The 15,149-nt window shown below is 65.6% G+C and carries 16 protein-coding genes; 9 read left to right on the forward strand and 7 right to left on the reverse strand.

The genetic code is table 11. The annotated features are described in order from the left end of the window. Window positions 1-36: 36 nt before the first annotated feature. From GOW72_RS01815 to rbfA, 4 genes are read right to left on the reverse strand one after another with little or no spacing between them, the layout of a single operon-like run. Window positions 37-546, reverse strand: coding sequence for a DUF1643 domain-containing protein (locus tag GOW72_RS01815; protein ID WP_170341998.1), 510 nt, complete (start codon window positions 544-546; stop codon window positions 37-39). A gap of 22 nt (window positions 547-568) precedes the next feature. Then, window positions 569-1,474: a tRNA pseudouridine(55) synthase TruB gene (gene truB, locus GOW72_RS01820; RefSeq protein ID WP_170364719.1), complete on the reverse strand. Its 906-nt coding sequence runs from the start codon at window positions 1,472-1,474 to the stop codon at window positions 569-571. Window positions 1,475-1,528: 54 nt separating this feature from the next. Beyond that, window positions 1,529-2,272 (reverse strand): phosphodiester glycosidase family protein, encoded by a 744-nt coding sequence (locus GOW72_RS01825; protein ID WP_170364721.1) that lies wholly within the window; start codon window positions 2,270-2,272, stop codon window positions 1,529-1,531. Continuing rightward, window positions 2,269-2,664, reverse strand: coding sequence for a 30S ribosome-binding factor RbfA (rbfA, locus tag GOW72_RS01830; protein WP_093964142.1), 396 nt, complete (start codon window positions 2,662-2,664; stop codon window positions 2,269-2,271). The genes GOW72_RS01825 and rbfA overlap by 4 nt, the downstream gene beginning before the upstream one ends. 92 nt (window positions 2,665-2,756) lie before the next feature. Here rbfA and dapB point away from each other — a divergent pair, with 92 nt between their 5' ends. Next, window positions 2,757-3,566 carry a 4-hydroxy-tetrahydrodipicolinate reductase gene (gene dapB / locus GOW72_RS01835; RefSeq protein WP_170364723.1) on the forward strand — a complete coding sequence of 270 codons (810 nt, stop codon included), beginning with the start codon at window positions 2,757-2,759 and terminating at the stop codon, window positions 3,564-3,566. On the opposite strand, the gene tmpB is transcribed toward dapB, so the two are convergent. Together tmpB and tmpA are read right to left on the reverse strand one after the other, a co-directional pair. Continuing rightward, a complete protein-coding gene (tmpB, locus tag GOW72_RS01840; protein WP_170364726.1) occupies window positions 3,563-4,153 on the reverse strand; it encodes a (R)-1-hydroxy-2-trimethylaminoethylphosphonate oxygenase in 591 nt (196 codons plus the stop codon). The genes dapB and tmpB overlap by 4 nt on opposite strands. Next, window positions 4,150-5,286: a 2-trimethylaminoethylphosphonate dioxygenase gene (tmpA, locus tag GOW72_RS01845; RefSeq protein ID WP_170364728.1), complete on the reverse strand. Its 1,137-nt coding sequence runs from the start codon at window positions 5,284-5,286 to the stop codon at window positions 4,150-4,152. Before tmpA ends, tmpB begins: the two co-directional genes overlap by 4 nt. A 98-nt stretch (window positions 5,287-5,384) precedes the next feature. Between tmpA and GOW72_RS01850 the strand changes: the two genes are divergently transcribed. After that, a complete protein-coding gene (locus tag GOW72_RS01850) occupies window positions 5,385-6,245 on the forward strand; it encodes a LysR family transcriptional regulator (RefSeq protein ID WP_170364731.1) in 861 nt (286 codons plus the stop codon). Between the two features lie 4 nt (window positions 6,246-6,249). Here the strand turns inward: GOW72_RS01850 and GOW72_RS01855 are convergent, their stop codons facing one another. Then, window positions 6,250-6,432, reverse strand: a complete 183-nt coding sequence (locus tag GOW72_RS01855) for a DUF1674 domain-containing protein (protein ID WP_093964397.1) — start codon at window positions 6,430-6,432, stop codon at window positions 6,250-6,252. Between the two features lie 88 nt (window positions 6,433-6,520). On the opposite strand from GOW72_RS01855, the gene GOW72_RS01860 reads away from it, so the two are divergent. The 7 genes from GOW72_RS01860 (at window position 6,521) to GOW72_RS01890 (ending at window position 14,989) form a co-directional block, all read left to right on the forward strand. Next, window positions 6,521-7,780, forward strand: a complete 1,260-nt coding sequence (locus GOW72_RS01860; RefSeq protein ID WP_170364733.1) for an RsmB/NOP family class I SAM-dependent RNA methyltransferase — start codon at window positions 6,521-6,523, stop codon at window positions 7,778-7,780. Window positions 7,781-7,868: 88 nt separating this feature from the next. Then, on the forward strand, window positions 7,869-9,608 hold the full coding sequence (locus tag GOW72_RS01865; RefSeq protein WP_170364735.1) for a heparinase II/III family protein: 1,740 nt from the start codon (window positions 7,869-7,871) through the stop codon (window positions 9,606-9,608). Between the two features lie 21 nt (window positions 9,609-9,629). Next, window positions 9,630-11,219 (forward strand): bifunctional phosphoribosylaminoimidazolecarboxamide formyltransferase/IMP cyclohydrolase, encoded by a 1,590-nt coding sequence (gene purH / locus GOW72_RS01870; protein WP_170364737.1) that lies wholly within the window; start codon window positions 9,630-9,632, stop codon window positions 11,217-11,219. Beyond that, entirely contained in the window at window positions 11,219-11,695 is a 477-nt protein-coding gene (gene lspA, locus GOW72_RS01875) for a signal peptidase II (RefSeq protein WP_170364739.1), read from the forward strand. Before purH ends, lspA begins: the two co-directional genes overlap by 1 nt. A 50-nt stretch (window positions 11,696-11,745) precedes the next feature. Further along, window positions 11,746-12,261, forward strand: a complete 516-nt coding sequence (locus tag GOW72_RS01880; RefSeq protein WP_170341119.1) for a DUF3035 domain-containing protein — start codon at window positions 11,746-11,748, stop codon at window positions 12,259-12,261. 80 nt (window positions 12,262-12,341) lie between these two features. Further along, a complete protein-coding gene (locus tag GOW72_RS01885; protein WP_170364741.1) occupies window positions 12,342-13,682 on the forward strand; it encodes a M16 family metallopeptidase in 1,341 nt (446 codons plus the stop codon). Next, window positions 13,679-14,989, forward strand: coding sequence for a M16 family metallopeptidase (locus GOW72_RS01890; RefSeq protein WP_170364743.1), 1,311 nt, complete (start codon window positions 13,679-13,681; stop codon window positions 14,987-14,989). The genes GOW72_RS01885 and GOW72_RS01890 overlap by 4 nt, the downstream gene beginning before the upstream one ends. Window positions 14,990-15,149: the final 160 nt, after the last annotated feature.

A 15,149-nucleotide genomic window follows, 5' to 3' on the forward strand; every position in this document is an offset into this window, starting at 1 on the left:
GGTCAAAGCCAACCTGAGTCTGTGGTTAACCCTTTGTCACCGGTTCCACGGTTCGGGTTGCTGGGTATACGCGATGTAGAGCGGATGCTTGGGGTGGCCTGCCTTGCTGAGCCCCAGGTGGAACAGCGGCTGGCCGGTGCCGCGCAGCAGGCGCTCGACCGCCGGGCCGCGGTCCAGATGCGCGCCATGGGTGCCCCAGGCGGCGATCACCTGATCGGCCCAGTCCACGCCGGCCAGAATGGCAGCGTCGTTCTCGGGCCCCACCGGGTCGGCCGCCGCGCGCATCTTGCGCGGGTCGGTGTCGCGCCAGGCAAAGATGTTGGTCACCTGGAACGCCCCGAACCCCAAGGCCCGCGCGCGCCGCTCGCAACGCTCGACGGTCGGGTCATTCTGCACCTCGGTCGCGGTCGAAGGGTTCAGCATCACGAACAGCGCCCGGCGCCCGGCCGGATCCCAGATGCGGGTCAGGCTGTAGCGATAGCGTTCGCAGTCGGAATAGACGGCTGTCGAGGGCGCGTCGCCCTTGGTGTGGGACCGGGTGATCATGCGCCTTCGCTTAGCACGGGACCTAACCGGCGAACACCCGGCTGGGGTGCAGTTCACCGGATTTGTAGACCCCCACCGCCACGGCCTTGCCGTCGAACGATGCCCAGGCCTCGTCGCCGTATTCCACGTCGCCGGCTAGAACCATGCCGGGGTTGCCGTTGCGCAGGCGGGTGGCGCCTTCGGGGGTGCATTTCAGCTCGGACAGGTCGGCCAGCCCTTCTTCCAGCGGGCGCAGGTGCTCATCCAGCGCCGGGGTTTTCGCCATCTCGTCGATCTGCTCGATGCTCAGGCCGTCCTCGGCCTCGAACGGGCCGGACCAGATCCGGCGCAGCTCCTTGACGTGGCCATGGCAGTCCAGCGCCGCACCCAGGTCGCGCGCGATCGAGCGGACATAGCCACCCTTGCCGCAGGTCATTTCCAGCACGACATGGTCGGGGTCGGGCCGGTCGACCAGCACCAGTTCCTCGACCCACAGGGGCCGGGCGGCCAGTTCGACATCCTCGCCGTCGCGGGCCAGCTTGTAGGCGCGCTGACCGTCGATCTTGACCGCCGAGAACTTGGGCGGCACCTGCATGATCTCGCCCACGAAGGGCAGCAGGGCCTGCTTGATCTCGTCATCGGTGGGGCGCAGGTCGCTTTCCGCGATCACTTCGCCCTCGGCATCGTCGGTATTGGTGGCCTGACCCAGCCGCACGGTAAAGGTATAGGCCTTGAGCGCATCGGTGATGTAGGGAACGGTCTTGGTGGCCTCGCCCAAAGCGACGGCCAGAACGCCGGTGGCTTCGGGGTCGAGCGTGCCGGCATGGCCCGCCTTCCTGGCATCCAGCGCCCAGCGGACCTTGTTGACCACGGCGGTCGAGGTCATGCCCGCGGGCTTGTCGACCACCAGCCAACCGGAAATGTCACGACCCTTGCGTTTGCGTCCCATGATGCACCTAGAATTCTGCTGAGGCGCGCGACCTAGCGGATCGGTCCGGCGCTGTCAATTTGCCGGGATGTCCTCGACCACGCCGACGATCGGCCCCAGCGAGAATCCCACGTCCGACCGGTTCGCCGCCCGGTCATACATGCGCGAGATGTTGCCATCGAAAAACAGGGCGTTGGGCGTGTTCAGCACGTCGCGGAACAGGCGGCCGAATTCATGGAAGGTGACGTAATCCTCGGAGATCACGAACACCGCGCGGCTGCCATCGGCGCTGGTGCCCACCCCGTTGCGCACATAGCGCGAGGTCGAATCCTTTAGAAACCGCGGATGCAATTCGCCGTCGATCACCAGCATCGGGCCGGATTGGGTGGCAAAGCGGCAGTCGGGCTTGCGATCTAGATAGTCCAGCGTCTCGAACACGTCGGCACGGCCTTCGCGGATGCAGAACACCCCGTTGGGCAGCAGGCCGAAATTGCCGGGTCCGGCGTTGGGAATCACGCGCATGAGTTCCTGCCCGTCTTCGACATAGTGGCCCACGGGCGAGCGGTCCTCGTGATACATGCCGGCATTCATCGCAAAGCTCAGGCGTTGGCCCGCATCGGCCAGTTCCTCGTTCACCGACGAGAAGTGGCCCAGCACTTGGCCCGCTTCGTCATACAGGAACAGGCGCAGGTCCTCGGTGGTGGCGTCGACCTCGCACACGGTATAGCGCCGGTCTTCGTGTGCCACGCGCTCGCAGGTCACCGCACCGGCCTGTCCGGCCCAGAGCAATGCGATCAAAGCGGCGGTCCTGCGGATCACTCGTCCAGGTCCCGGCGCACGGCGTCCTGTTCGAACATCCGGCGTGTGTCGTCCATGCGGTCGAACGTTTCGTCCAGCCGGAAGCGCAGGTCGGGGGCGAATTTCAGGCCGACCTTCTTGCCGACCATGCGGCGCAGCTCGCCCTTGTTGCGGGCCAGCAGCTCGATCACGGTGTCCTGCCCCTTGCCGCCCAGCGGCAGCACATAGGCCGTGGCGATCTTGAGATCGGGCGAGGTGCGCACTTCGCCCACGGTGATCGACAGGCGGTTCAGGTCGGGGTCGTGCACGTCGCCGCGCGCCAGCACCTCGGACAGGGTGCGGCGGATCAGTTCGCCGACGCGAAGCTGCCGTTGCGAGGGGCCGGGGCCGTCGTGGAATTTGTTCTTAGCCATGTCCCCGATCTAAGCGCAAAGCGGGGCTTTGCCAAGCGGCCCCGAACCGGGTAGGAGGCTTTGAGCCGAATTTCAGAAGAAGGACCAGCGCAATGACGCATATTCCGGGAATCGTCGTGACCGGGGCTTCGGGCCGGATGGGGCAGATGCTGATCAAGACCATCACCGACAGCGAACAGGCGCGGCTGGTCGGTGCGGTCGAGCGCACGGGCCATGACTGGATCGGTCAGGACGTGGGCACCGCGATGGGCGGCCAGCCGCTGGGCGTGACCGTCACCGACGATCCGCTCGAGGCTTTTGCCCAGGCCCAGGCGGTGATCGACTTCACCGCGCCCGAGGCGACGCTGGAGTTCGCCGCGCTGGCGGCGCAGGCGCGCTGCGTGCATGTGATCGGCACCACCGGCATGAGCGACGAACAGATCGCCGCGCTGGAACCCGCCGCGCGCCATGCGGTGATCGTGCGGGCCGGAAACATGAGCCTGGGCGTGAACCTGCTGGTGCAGCTGACCAAGAAGGTCGCCGCCGCGCTGGACGAGGATTTCGACATCGAGGTGATCGAGGCGCATCACCATCACAAGGTCGATGCGCCCTCGGGCACGGCCCTGATGCTGGGCGAGGCCGCGGCCGAGGGGCGCGGCGTGAACCTTGCCGATGTCGCCGACCGGGGCCGCGACGGGATCACCGGCGCCCGGCAGCGAGGCCATATCGGGTTCCACGCCATCCGCGGTGGCGACATCGTTGGCGAACACGACGTGCTGTTCGCCGCGCCGGGCGAACGGATCGTGCTGCGCCACGTGGCGACCGACCGGGCGATCTTTGCCCGTGGCGCGCTGAAGGCGGCGCTGTGGGGGCAGGGCAAGGCCCCCGGCCAATATGACATGGTGGATGTGCTGGGGCTTTAACCCTCGCCCAGATGCCGGTCGACCATGCGCTGAACCATCGGCGCGAAATGGTCGAAGCCGGGGGTGTCCATGTCGGGCCGTTTGCCGGCCTCGTCCAGATACCGGACCTGGATGATTTCCTTCAGGTTCGGGTTGGCCTCGAATGCAGTGACTTCCTCGGCGCTCATCGGGCCGCCCTGCAATTCCAGCGTATGGACCGAGGCCGCCGACAGACGGTTGAAATACTCGGGCCTGGTTGCACACAGGTACCGCTTGGCCGCGACGTGATAGCGGCAGCAATCGGTGATGACCGACGGAAAGAACCGCTCCAGCACCTCGGCGCCGGCATCCTCGTGGTAGCGGTCCTCGGTGTCGTCGGGGTGGTAGGTGCCGAATTCCGAGGTGAAATGCCCGATATCGTGCAGCAGAGCGCCCACGATGATCTCTTCGGGCATGCCGTTCTGCTCGGCGATGGTGGCGCCCTGCAGCATGTGCTGAGCCATGGTGACCGGCTCGCCCAGGTATTCCTCGCCTCCGCGCCGGTCGAAGATATCGGCGATGAAGGCTACGATGTTGTCGCGGGTCAGGGTCTGGAAATCGGATTTCATTCCGCCGCCTCCGGTTGCGCCATCCGCATCGCGGCCAGAGTCGATAGCAGCCCGTCCTTGTCGGCATAACATCCCTGCAACCAGCGCGACCCGGCACCCGAATAGCCCAGACGCGCGTGCAGGACGCGGGTGTTGTCGACGATGAAGCTCTCGCCCGGCTCCAGCTTGAACGCCACGCCCATGACCGGGTCGTCGATGATCTCGCCCAAACGGCGGTAGGCGGCGTAATACGCCTCCATCCGGTCGAAGGGCACATCAACGAACGGGGCCGAGGACCGGTTGTTGAAGCGGATGCCGATCAATTCGCCATCGGGCGACAGCTCGACCATCGGGCGGCGCGCGCGCAGGCAGACGCCGTCCGAACCGCGGTATTCGAACCGCGCGGGATAGCCGGCCAGCAGGGCAAAGCCTTCGGGGTTTTCGTCGCGCAGGCGCTGGGCCGCGCGAAAGCCGTCGACCACGATCGACTCCCCGCCTTCGGCGCTGTTTTCCAGGCAATAGAGGATCTGCAGCGTGGGCACCGGATCGCGATAGGGGTTGTCGGTATGCGCCTGCAGGCCAAGGCCGGTATAGGCCAGGTTGGTCGGGTTCACCTCGGTCCGCACCTCGAAATAGGGGCCATAATTGGTCTCGCGCACATAGCCGAACAGATCGGCGGCCTTCAGCAGCGAACCGGGCTCGGTCGGGCCGCCGGTCAGCTTGGCAAAGCCGTATTCGGCGACCGCCGCCAGCCAGTCGCGCTTGGCGGCGGGGCTTTCATGCACCTGCGTCCAGTCGCCGGCCGGGGCCGCGAACCCGCCGTCCCAGGTGGTGATGCCGGGCGACAGCCAGCCCATCGGGCGGGTCTGGTCCCGATCATAGACATGCGCGGCCAACCAGTTTGCGGGGAAGGAGACCGTCTTGTCTTCGGGGGCGAAGGTTACCTGCAGGTCACCGCCCGCCACCTCGGCCGCCTGAATCGCGATATCTGCCGGAATGTCGCCGATCGTGATCAGGCGCTGGCCGTTGCCGGGGTCGCGCGTCTGCGGGTCCAGCGCATTGTCGCGCAGCCAGATGGCGTGAAAACGGGCGCGGGTGCCGTCTTCGAACTCAACCGAAACGACCGCCGGGTCATGGGTGGCGTGGCGCAGCATGGGGCTCTCCTGTTCAGCGCGGGCTTTGATTGAGGAGATACGCGGGATATGACATTACGACAATTAAGGCTTGTTTCCTCTGAGAGTTGGAAAATCTAATGAGCAAGAAAAAGGTCGGCCTGCCCCCGCTGGACTGGCTGCGCGTGTTCGAGGCGGCCGGGCGGCTGGGCGGATTCTCGGCCGCTGCGCGCGAGTTCGGCCTGACTCAGGCGGCGGTCAGCCAGCGCATCGCCAATCTGGAATCCTGGCTGGGCCGGTCCCTGTTCGTGCGCGAGGCGCGCGGCGTGTCGCTGACGGTCGAGGGCGAAAGCTATCTGCCGCTAGTGCAGGACAGCCTGCGCGCGTTGGAACGTAACACCGAGGATCTGTTCGGCACCGCCCCGCGCGCGTTGCGGGTGGCCGGGCTGTCCTCGCATATCCAGGCGCTGGTGCTGCCCAGCCTGGGGGCCTTTCGCGCCCTGCGGCCCGAGGTGCAGGTCACCACGGATTCGGTGGCGCGGCGGTCCTCGCTGGAGGACGAGCGGACCTGGCTTCAGATCCGCTATGGGCGCGGCAGCTGGCCGGGGCGCACCGCCGACCTGATCGCGCCCGAGGTTCTGACCCCGATGGCGGCGCCGGGCGTCAGCTGGGGCGCGCCGGTGATCGATCTGCGCGGCGAACGGCCCGGTTGGCAGGACTGGATGCAGAAGACGGGCGACACGGATCTGCCACGCACCGGTCTGAGCTTTGATTCGATGGAACATGCCCTGGGCGCGGCGCGGCAGGGGCTGGGGGTCGCCTTGGGGTCGGTCGCCCTGGCCTCGGCGGATCTGGCCTCGGGCCGTCTGATCCGGCTGGGGCGTCCCGATCTGGAAACCCGCGACGGATACTGGCTGACCTGGCCGCGGGACCGTGCGCAGTCGAAAAAGCAGCAGGCCCTGATCGGCGATTTCCTGCAGGCCCTGCGCGCGGCGGTCTGAACGGTCAGAAATCGATCGCGATGCCCTTCTTCTCCCAATCGCCATAGCGCGCGGGATCGGGGCCGTCGCGCCCGCCCAGTTCCTTGGGCAGGGGTTTGGCCTCGGCTTCTGCCTTGCGCCGGCGCTCTTCGGCCTCGGCCAGGGCGCGCTGGGCGGCGGGCGGCAGGTCTGTGCGGTCGTCGCTCATGACATCGGGTTCCTTTCCGTGCATGGCCTTGATATACGCCCTCGTCCGCTGATGGCAATGCGGGCGAAAACCTTGCAAAGGCGGTTTCATGACCAACACCCCGACTGCGGCGCGGCGCAGCGCCATCTATCTGCTGGATCAGATCCTGGGCGAGGGGCGCTTGCTGTCCGAATGCCTGGCGGCCGGGGCGCTGGATCGCCTAGCGCCCGAAGACCGCGCCCGGGCGCAGCGGCTGGCGCTGGAGACCCTGCGCGGGCTTGAGCGCGCCGACCGCCTGCTGGAGGAGCATCTGCGGCGCACACCGGCGCTGACCGTCCAAAACGCGCTGCGTCTGGGAACGGTCGAACTGTGCCAGGGCGAGGCTGCGCATGGCGTCGTGAACGCTATGGTCGAGATCGTCGGCCGCTCGCGCAAGCACGGGCGGCTCAAGGGGCTGGTCAACGCGGTTCTGCGCAAGATCGCCGCCGAAGGCCCCGAGGCCTGGCCGAAGATGCGGGTGCCGCGCCTGCCGGACTGGCTGCGCGAACCGCTGATCGCGGCCTGGGGCGCGGATGCGGTCAAGGGCATGGAGCAGGCCCATTTCGCCGGCGCGCCGCTGGACCTGACGCCAAAACCCGGCGCAACGATCCCCATGGGCACCGAACTGCCGACCGGCTCGGTGCGGGTTGCTGACGCGGGGCAGGTCTCGGCCCTGCCGGGCTATGCGGCCGGAGACTGGTGGGTGCAGGATGCCGCCGCCGCCTTGCCAGCGCGGATTTTGACGCCCCGTCCGGGCGAGCGGGTTCTGGATATGTGCGCCGCGCCCGGCGGCAAGACGCTGCAACTGGCGGCGGCGGGGGCCGAGGTCACCGCGCTGGACATTTCCGAGGCCCGGCTGGCGCGGGTGCGGGAAAACCTCGAACGGACCGGGCTGTCGGCCCGGGTGGTCGCCGGCGACGCGCTGGACCATCAGGGCCAGTACGACGCGATCCTGCTGGACGCGCCCTGTTCGGCGACCGGCACCATCCGGCGGCACCCGGATCTGCCCTTTGCCAAGGACGGCTCCGAGTTCGGCGGCCTGATCGCGTTGCAGGCCCGGATGCTGGCCCATGCCTGGACCCTGCTGAAACCCGGCGGGCGGCTGGTCTATTGCACCTGCTCGCTGCTGCCCGACGAAGGCGAAGTGCAGATCGAAGAGGCTTTGCCGCAACATCCCGACATGCAGGTGGACCGCGCCGCGCTGCAGGTGCCCGGCGTTCAGCCCGACTGGCTGACCGAGGAGGGCGGGTTACGCCTGCGTCCCGATTTTTGGCCTGATCTGGGCGGCATGGATGGGTTCTACATCGCCTGCCTGAACAAATCGGCCTGACCGGTCGCTTTTCGATGACTTGACGAACCGGCCCGGCTATCGTTGGTTCAAACGCCAGCAGAGCGGCAGGGGCAGAGCAACACACGTCATGTCGAATTCGGACACCATGGCCAACCGATGGGTGCGGTTTCAGAACCGTCTCTACGCGCGCCTCAGCCAGCGCCGGAAACCCGTCAGCGGCTTTGTCGGTCAGCCCGAGCCGCGCACCGTCGGTTCATTTGCGCGCGGGCGGCAACTGGTGGCGGGAAATCTATTGTTTGCCGGTTACCTTGTCGAAGCCCCGGACACGGGCTTGTGGGAGGTCGTGGCCCCCAACGCCGCATTCGATGCTGAACGCCACGGGTTTGCCTGGCTGGACGATCTGGCCGCGGTGGGTGATGCCGCGGCACGGGAAAAGGCGCAACGCTGGGTCTGGGGCTGGATCGAGTCCCACGGCAAGGGGCAGGGTCCGGGTTGGGCCCCGGACCTGACCGGGCGCCGCCTGATCCGCTGGATCAACCACGCGCTGTTCCTGCTGCGCGGTATGGACGAAGCCCACAGCCGCCTGTTTTTTCGCTCGCTGTCACAGCAGACCTGGTTCCTGTCCAAACGCTGGCACGCGGCGACACCGGGGCTGCCCCGTTTCGAGGCGCTGGCCGGCCTGGTTCAGGCCGGTTTGGCGCTGGAGGGAATGGAAGACATCTCGGACCCGGCCGTTCGGGCTTTGGCGCGGGAATGCGAGGCTCAGATCGACGCCCAAGGCGGCATTCCCACGCGGAATCCGGAGGAACTGCTCGAGGTCTTTACCCTACTGGCCTGGACATCCGCCGCGCTCAGCGAAGTGGGGCGCGGTACGCCCGCCGCTCAGACGGCAGCAATCAAACGGATTGCCCCGACCCTGCGCAGCCTGCGTCATGCAGACGGCGGGTTGGCCCGGTTTCACGGCGGTGGCCGCGGTATAGAAGGCCGGTTGGAACAGGCGCTGGCCCAAAGCGGGGTCAAGCCCAAACCCGTCAAAGGTCTGACCATGGGCTATGCCCGTCTGGCCGCCGCCCGCACCACGGTGATCATCGACGCAGCACCCCCGGCCAAAGGGGCGGCCTCGTACATGGCGCACGCCTCGACGCTGGCTTTCGAGCTGACCTCGGGTCGTCGGCCATTGATCGTCAACTGCGGTTCGGGCGAAAGCTTCGGGTTGGAGTGGCGCCGGGCCGGGCGGGCCACGCCTTCGCACTCGACCCTTTGCCTGGATGGATACTCCAGCGCCCGGTTGGCTGCCCCGACCAAGGGAACCGCGAACGAAGCGCTGGTGGATGGCCCGAGCGAGGTGCCGGTAGAGTTCGAGGATTCGTTCGAAGGCGCGCGCGTGATGGCGGGCCATGATGGGTACGCCAAGGTGTTCGGACTTACCCATGCCCGTACGATTGAGCTGCGCTTTGACGGGCGCGAGGTAACAGGTGAAGACATCCTTCTGACGGCCACCGACAAGGCAAAACGCCAGTTCGACCGGGCGGTTGACGCATCCAAGCTGTCAGGGATCGGTTTTGACATCCGGTTTCACCTGCATCCGGACGTGGACGCAGCGCTGGATCTGGGGGGGTCTGCGGTGTCGATGGCGCTCAAAAGCGGCGAGATCTGGGTTTTCCGCCATGACGGCGCCGGAAAATTGTCTCTTGAGCCAAGCGTTTATCTGGAAAAAGGCCGTCTGAAGCCCCGCGCGACAAAACAGATCGTTCTATCCGGCCGCGCAATCGAGTATGCGACGCGCATCCGGTGGACGCTGAGCAAGGCGCAGGATACAGCCTATGCCGTGCGCGACGTGCACCGGGACGAGCCCGATTTCGACTGAGCCAAAAGGATCTTTGGACCCATGACCGACCTTCACCCCGTGCGCCGCGCGTTGCTTTCCGTTTCCGACAAGACCGGATTGATCGATCTGGGCAAGGCCCTGGCCGACCGTGGGGTCGAGCTGCTGTCGACCGGCGGCACCGCCAAGGCGCTGCGTGATGCGGGGCTTGCGGTCAAGGATGTCAGCGAGGTCACGGGGTTCCCCGAGATGATGGATGGCCGGGTCAAGACGCTGCACCCGATGGTGCATGGTGGCCTGCTGGCGCTGCGCGACAATGACGCCCATGCGGCGGCGATGCAGGAGCATGGCATCGGCCCGATCGACCTGCTGGTGGTCAACCTCTACCCGTTCGAAGAAACGGTGGCCAAGGGCGCGGGCTATGACGAATGCATCGAAAACATCGACATCGGCGGCCCCGCGATGATCCGCGCCGCGGCCAAGAACCACACCTTCGTCAACGTGGTGGTCGATGTCGAAGACTACTCGGCCCTGCTGGATCAGCTCGAGGAAAACTACGGCAAGACGTCGCTGGGCTTCCGCCAGTGGCTGGCGCAGAAGGCCTATGCCCGCACCGGAGCCTATGACGCGGCCGTGTCCAGCTGGCTTGCCGACGCGCTGCAAATCGACACCCCCAAGCGCCGCGTGTTCGCAGGCGAGCTGAAACAACCCCTGCGCTATGGCGAGAACAGCCACCAGCAGGCGGCGTTCTATGTCGATGGCTCGGGCCGTCCCGGTGTCGCCACAGCCGTTCAGCATCAGGGCAAGGAGCTGAGCTACAACAACATCAACGACACCGACGCCGCCTTTGAACTGGTGGCCGAGTTCGACCCGCGCGACAGCGCCGCGTGTGCTATCATCAAGCACGCGAATCCCTGCGGCGTTGCAACGGGCGCCACGTTGCTCGAGGCATACAAGGCGGCGTTCGACTGCGACCGGACCTCGGCCTTTGGCGGGATCGTGGCGCTGAACCGGCCGCTGGACGCGGAAACCGCGCGCGAAATCACCGGCATCTTCACCGAGGTCGTGATCGCCCCCGGCGGCACCGACGAGGCCAAGGCGATCTTTGCCGCCAAGAAGAACCTGCGCCTGCTGACCACCGAGGCGCTGCCCGACGTGCGCGCCGGCGGCAAGACCGTGCGCCAGGTGGCCGGCGGGCTGCTGGTGCAGGACAAGGACAACGGGCATATCGAGATGGATGACCTGAAGGTGGTGACCAAGCTGGCCCCCACGCCCGAGCAGATGCGCGATCTGCTGTTTGCCTGGAAAGTGGCCAAGCACGTCAAGTCGAACGCCATCGTCTACGTCAAGAACGAGGCCACGGTGGGCGTCGGCGCCGGCCAGATGAGCCGGGTGGATTCCGCCCTGATCGCCGCCAAAAAGGCCGAGCGTATGGCTGAAAGTCTGGGCCTGCCCGAACCGCTGACCATCGGCTCGGCCGTGGCCTCGGACGCGTTCTTCCCCTTCCCCGACGGGCTGATGGAGGCCGCCGCCGCAGGCGCGACCTGCGTGATCCAGCCGGGCGGGTCGATGCGCGATGACGAGGTGATCGCCGCCGCCGACGAAGCGGGCCTGGCCATGGTGTTCACCGGCATGCGGCACTTCCGTCACTGATGCGGGTCCGGGTTCTGCTCTGGGCCGGGCTGGCCGCATTTGTGATCGACCAGCTCAGCAAGTACCTGGTGGTCCACGTGTTGCGCGTGGCCGACCGGCCCGGCGGCATCGACGTACTGCCGCCGCTGCTGACTTTTCGGTACGGCGAGAACCGCGGCATCAATTTCGGCCTGTTTCAGGGCAATTCCGAAGCCGCGCGCTGGTTTCTCATCGCTATTTCGCTGGCCATCAGCATCGGCGTTTTCGTCTGGCTCTGGCGAACGGCCGCATCAACGCGGATGCTGGTTCTCGGCGGATTGCTGATCGGCGGAGCGTTGGGGAACGTGGTTGACCGGGTGCTGTATGGATACGTTCTGGATTTCCTGAACATGTCCTGCTGTGGCATCAACAACCCGTTCGTCTTCAACCTCGCCGACGTGTTCATTTTCGCGGGTGCCCTCGGGTTGGTGCTGTTCGAAGGCAAAAAGCCCTCGTGACGCGCCGGATGTTATGCGATAAAAGCGCCTGAAACAGGCTGGAGACCAAGATGCGGATGCCGCGCGCCATTATTGCTCTGACACTTGCTGCTGCGGTCGCAGGATGTTCCGATATCGGCCTGCGCCATCTCGAAGCGCCAGGGCCCGGGCCCGACGAGTTTTCGGTCATGCCGGTCAAGCCACTGACCCAGCCCAAAGATTATGCGTTCCTGCCCGCGCCGACGCCGGGTGGCGCGAACCTGACCGACCCGAACCCGAATGCCGATGCCGTGGCTGCGTTGGGTGGCAATCCCGGGGCGCTGAACCCCGGCACTGGTATTCCGTCGTCGGACGGGGCGCTGGTGACGGCTTCCAGCCGCTATGGCGTTTCCCCCAACACCCGCCAGGTTCTGGCGCAGGAAGATGCGGATTTCCGCAAGCGTCAAAGCCGGTGGACGCGGTTGCGCCTGTTCAAGGTGGACCGCTATTCGCAGGTCTACAAGCGCAATTCCATCGATCCCCAGGTGCAGACCGAAGCTTTGCGCAGACAGGGCGTGGAAACACCCTCGTCGCCGCCGGATGAATAATTCTTAACTTTCCGTCATCGCTCTTGAACCCGTTCGGCGTCACCGTAGTTTGAACACCGTAACGAAACGGAGGATGCCCCATGGCTCGGGCCTTGGCGTTTTGCGCCGCTTTGATGACCGCAACCCCGGTTTTGGCCGAAACCGGGCACGAGGCCGTCACCACTTTTACCCTGGACAACGGCATGGATGTCGTCGTGGTCGAAGATCACCGCGCGCCCGTGGTTCAGCACATGGTCTGGTATCGGGCCGGATCGGCGGATGAGCCGATCGGGTCGTCAGGTGTGGCGCATTTCCTCGAGCATCTTCTGTTCAAGGCCACCGATACGATGGAGGCGGGCGAGCTTTCGGCCACCGTTGCGGCCAATGGGGGCAACGACAACGCTTTCACCTCGTATGACTACACAGCCTATTTCCAGCGCGTCGCGGCCGACCGGCTGGAGTTGATGATGAAGATGGAGGCCGACCGGATGCGCAACATCCGGCTGACCGAGAGCGACATCGCAACCGAACGCGACGTGATCCTGGAAGAGCGCAACCAGCGCACCGAGAACAACCCCCGCGCCCTGTTCGGCGAACAGATGAGCGCGGCGCAGTATCTCAACCACCGCTACGGCGTTCCGGTGATCGGCTGGAAGCACGAGATGGAGACATTGGACATGGAGGACGCGCTGTCCTTCTACCAGACCTATTACGCGCCCAACAATGCGATCCTGGTGGTGACTGGCGATGTGGACCCCGACGAGGTCAAAGCCTTGGCCGAGACGTATTATGGCGTGATCCCCGCCAACCCGGACCTGCCTGAACGGGTCCGATCGCAGGAACCGCCGCAGACCGCCGAGCGGCGTCTGACCTTCAAGGATGCGCGGGTTTCGCAACCATATGTTCAGCGCAGCTACCTCGCGCCCGAGCGTGATGCCGGTGCACAGGAAAAGGCTGCCGCGTTGTTCTTGCTGGCCGAACTGCTGGGCGGCAGCACCACGTCCTACCTGAACGAGAAACTGCAGCTTGAGCAGCAACTGGCTGTATATGCCGGGGCGTTTTATCGTGGGGTGTCGTTGGATGACACGACCTTTGATCTGATCGTTGTTCCGGCTGAAGGCGTGTCGCTGCAAGAGGCCGAGGATGCGATGGATCAGGCGGTGGTCGATTTCATCGCAGAAGGCGTCAACCCGGAGGATCTGGACCGGATCAAGATGCAGCTGCGCGCCGCACAGGTCTATGCCCGAGACAATGTCGATGGAATCGGCAACCGCTATGGTCGGGCGCTGACCAGCGGCCTGACGGTCGAGGACGTGCAGGCCTGGCCCGACATCTTGCAGGCCGTCACCGGCGAAGAAATCATCGCCGCCGCGCGCGAGGTGCTTCAGCCCGAAGCGTCTGTCACCGGCTGGCTGATGCGTGATGACGAGGTGACCCAATGATCCGTTTCCTTGCCCCCTTGATCGCCCTGCTGATCGCTCTGCCTGCCTGGGCCGAGATCAAGATTCAGGAGGTCACCTCGCCCGGCGGCATCCGGGCCTGGCTGGTCGAGGATCACTCGATCCCGTTCACTGCGCTGGAACTGCGGTTCCGCGGGGGCACGTCACTGGACGATCCCGACAAACGCGGCGCGGTCTATCTGATGAGCGGCCTTCTCGAAGAAGGCGCGGGCGACATGGATTCCCGCACCTATGCGCGGGCGCTGGAATCCCTGGCGGCGTCGATCGGATACAGGGCCACGGATGACAGTGTTGCGATCTCGGCCCAGTTCCTAACTGAAAACCGGGACGACGCCGTTGACCTGCTGCGCACCACCATCCAGAAACCGCGCTTTGATCAGGACGCGATCGACCGGGTTCGGGCGCAGGTCCTGTCCGGGCTGCGCTCGGAACAGACCGACCCCAATGACATCGCGGGTGAGGCATTCGCCAAAATGGCCTATGGCGATCATCCGTATGGATCCAACGGCAAAGGCTCGATCGACAGCGTATCGGCCCTGACCCGTGACGATATCATCGACGCATACAAAGGCGTCTTCGCCAAGGACCGTCTGTATGTGGGCGCAGTGGGCGACATCACACCCCAAGAGTTGGGTGCGTTGCTGGACAATCTGTTGTCGGACCTTCCCGAAACGGGCAAACCGATTCCCGGGAATGCCGAGGTAACGATCCCCGGTGGCGTCACGGTGGTCGAGTTCGACACGCCGCAATCAGTGGCGCTGTTCGGCCAGAAGGGCATCGACCGCGACGATCCGGATTTCTTTGCAGCCTACATCCTGAACCACATCCTCGGCGGCGGCGGCTTTGAAAGCCGCCTGATGCAGGAAGTGCGCGAAAAACGCGGCCTGACCTATGGCGTCGGGACCTATCTGGTGCCCAAGGATCTGGCCTCGGTCTATCTTGGGTCGGTATCCTCGGCCAATGACCGGATCGGGCAGGCTATCGAGGTAATTCGCGACGAATGGCGGCGCGCGGCGACCGAAGGCGTAACCCAGAAAGAGCTGGACGACGCCAAGACCTATCTGACCGGCGCTTATCCGTTGCGCTTTGACGGCAATGCCCAGATCGCGGGCATCATGGTGGGCATGCAGATGGAAGATCTTCCGATCGACTACATCGCGACCCGAAACGACAAGGTGAACGCGGTTACGCTGGACGAGGTGAACCGCGTCGCGGCCGAGCTGCTGGACCCGGACGGGCTGCATTTCGTGGTTGTGGGCAAACCCGAGGGGCTTGAGACCACGAACTGACGCGAAGGGCCGGCAGTCGGCAGGCCTTTTGCAGAATTCTTGACGAGCGGCCATTCAGCGCCGCTCGCCCCGGGTCCCTTGAACCGGAAGCGTCCGCAACCTGTGGATCGTCCGCGTATCCGCCACCTGTTCCGTAAAACCGGTACGGTATTCACGGTCA

This window comes from Ruegeria arenilitoris (genome assembly GCF_013032855.1).
In the GTDB taxonomy this organism is placed as follows: Bacteria; Pseudomonadota; Alphaproteobacteria; order Rhodobacterales; family Rhodobacteraceae; genus Ruegeria; species Ruegeria arenilitoris.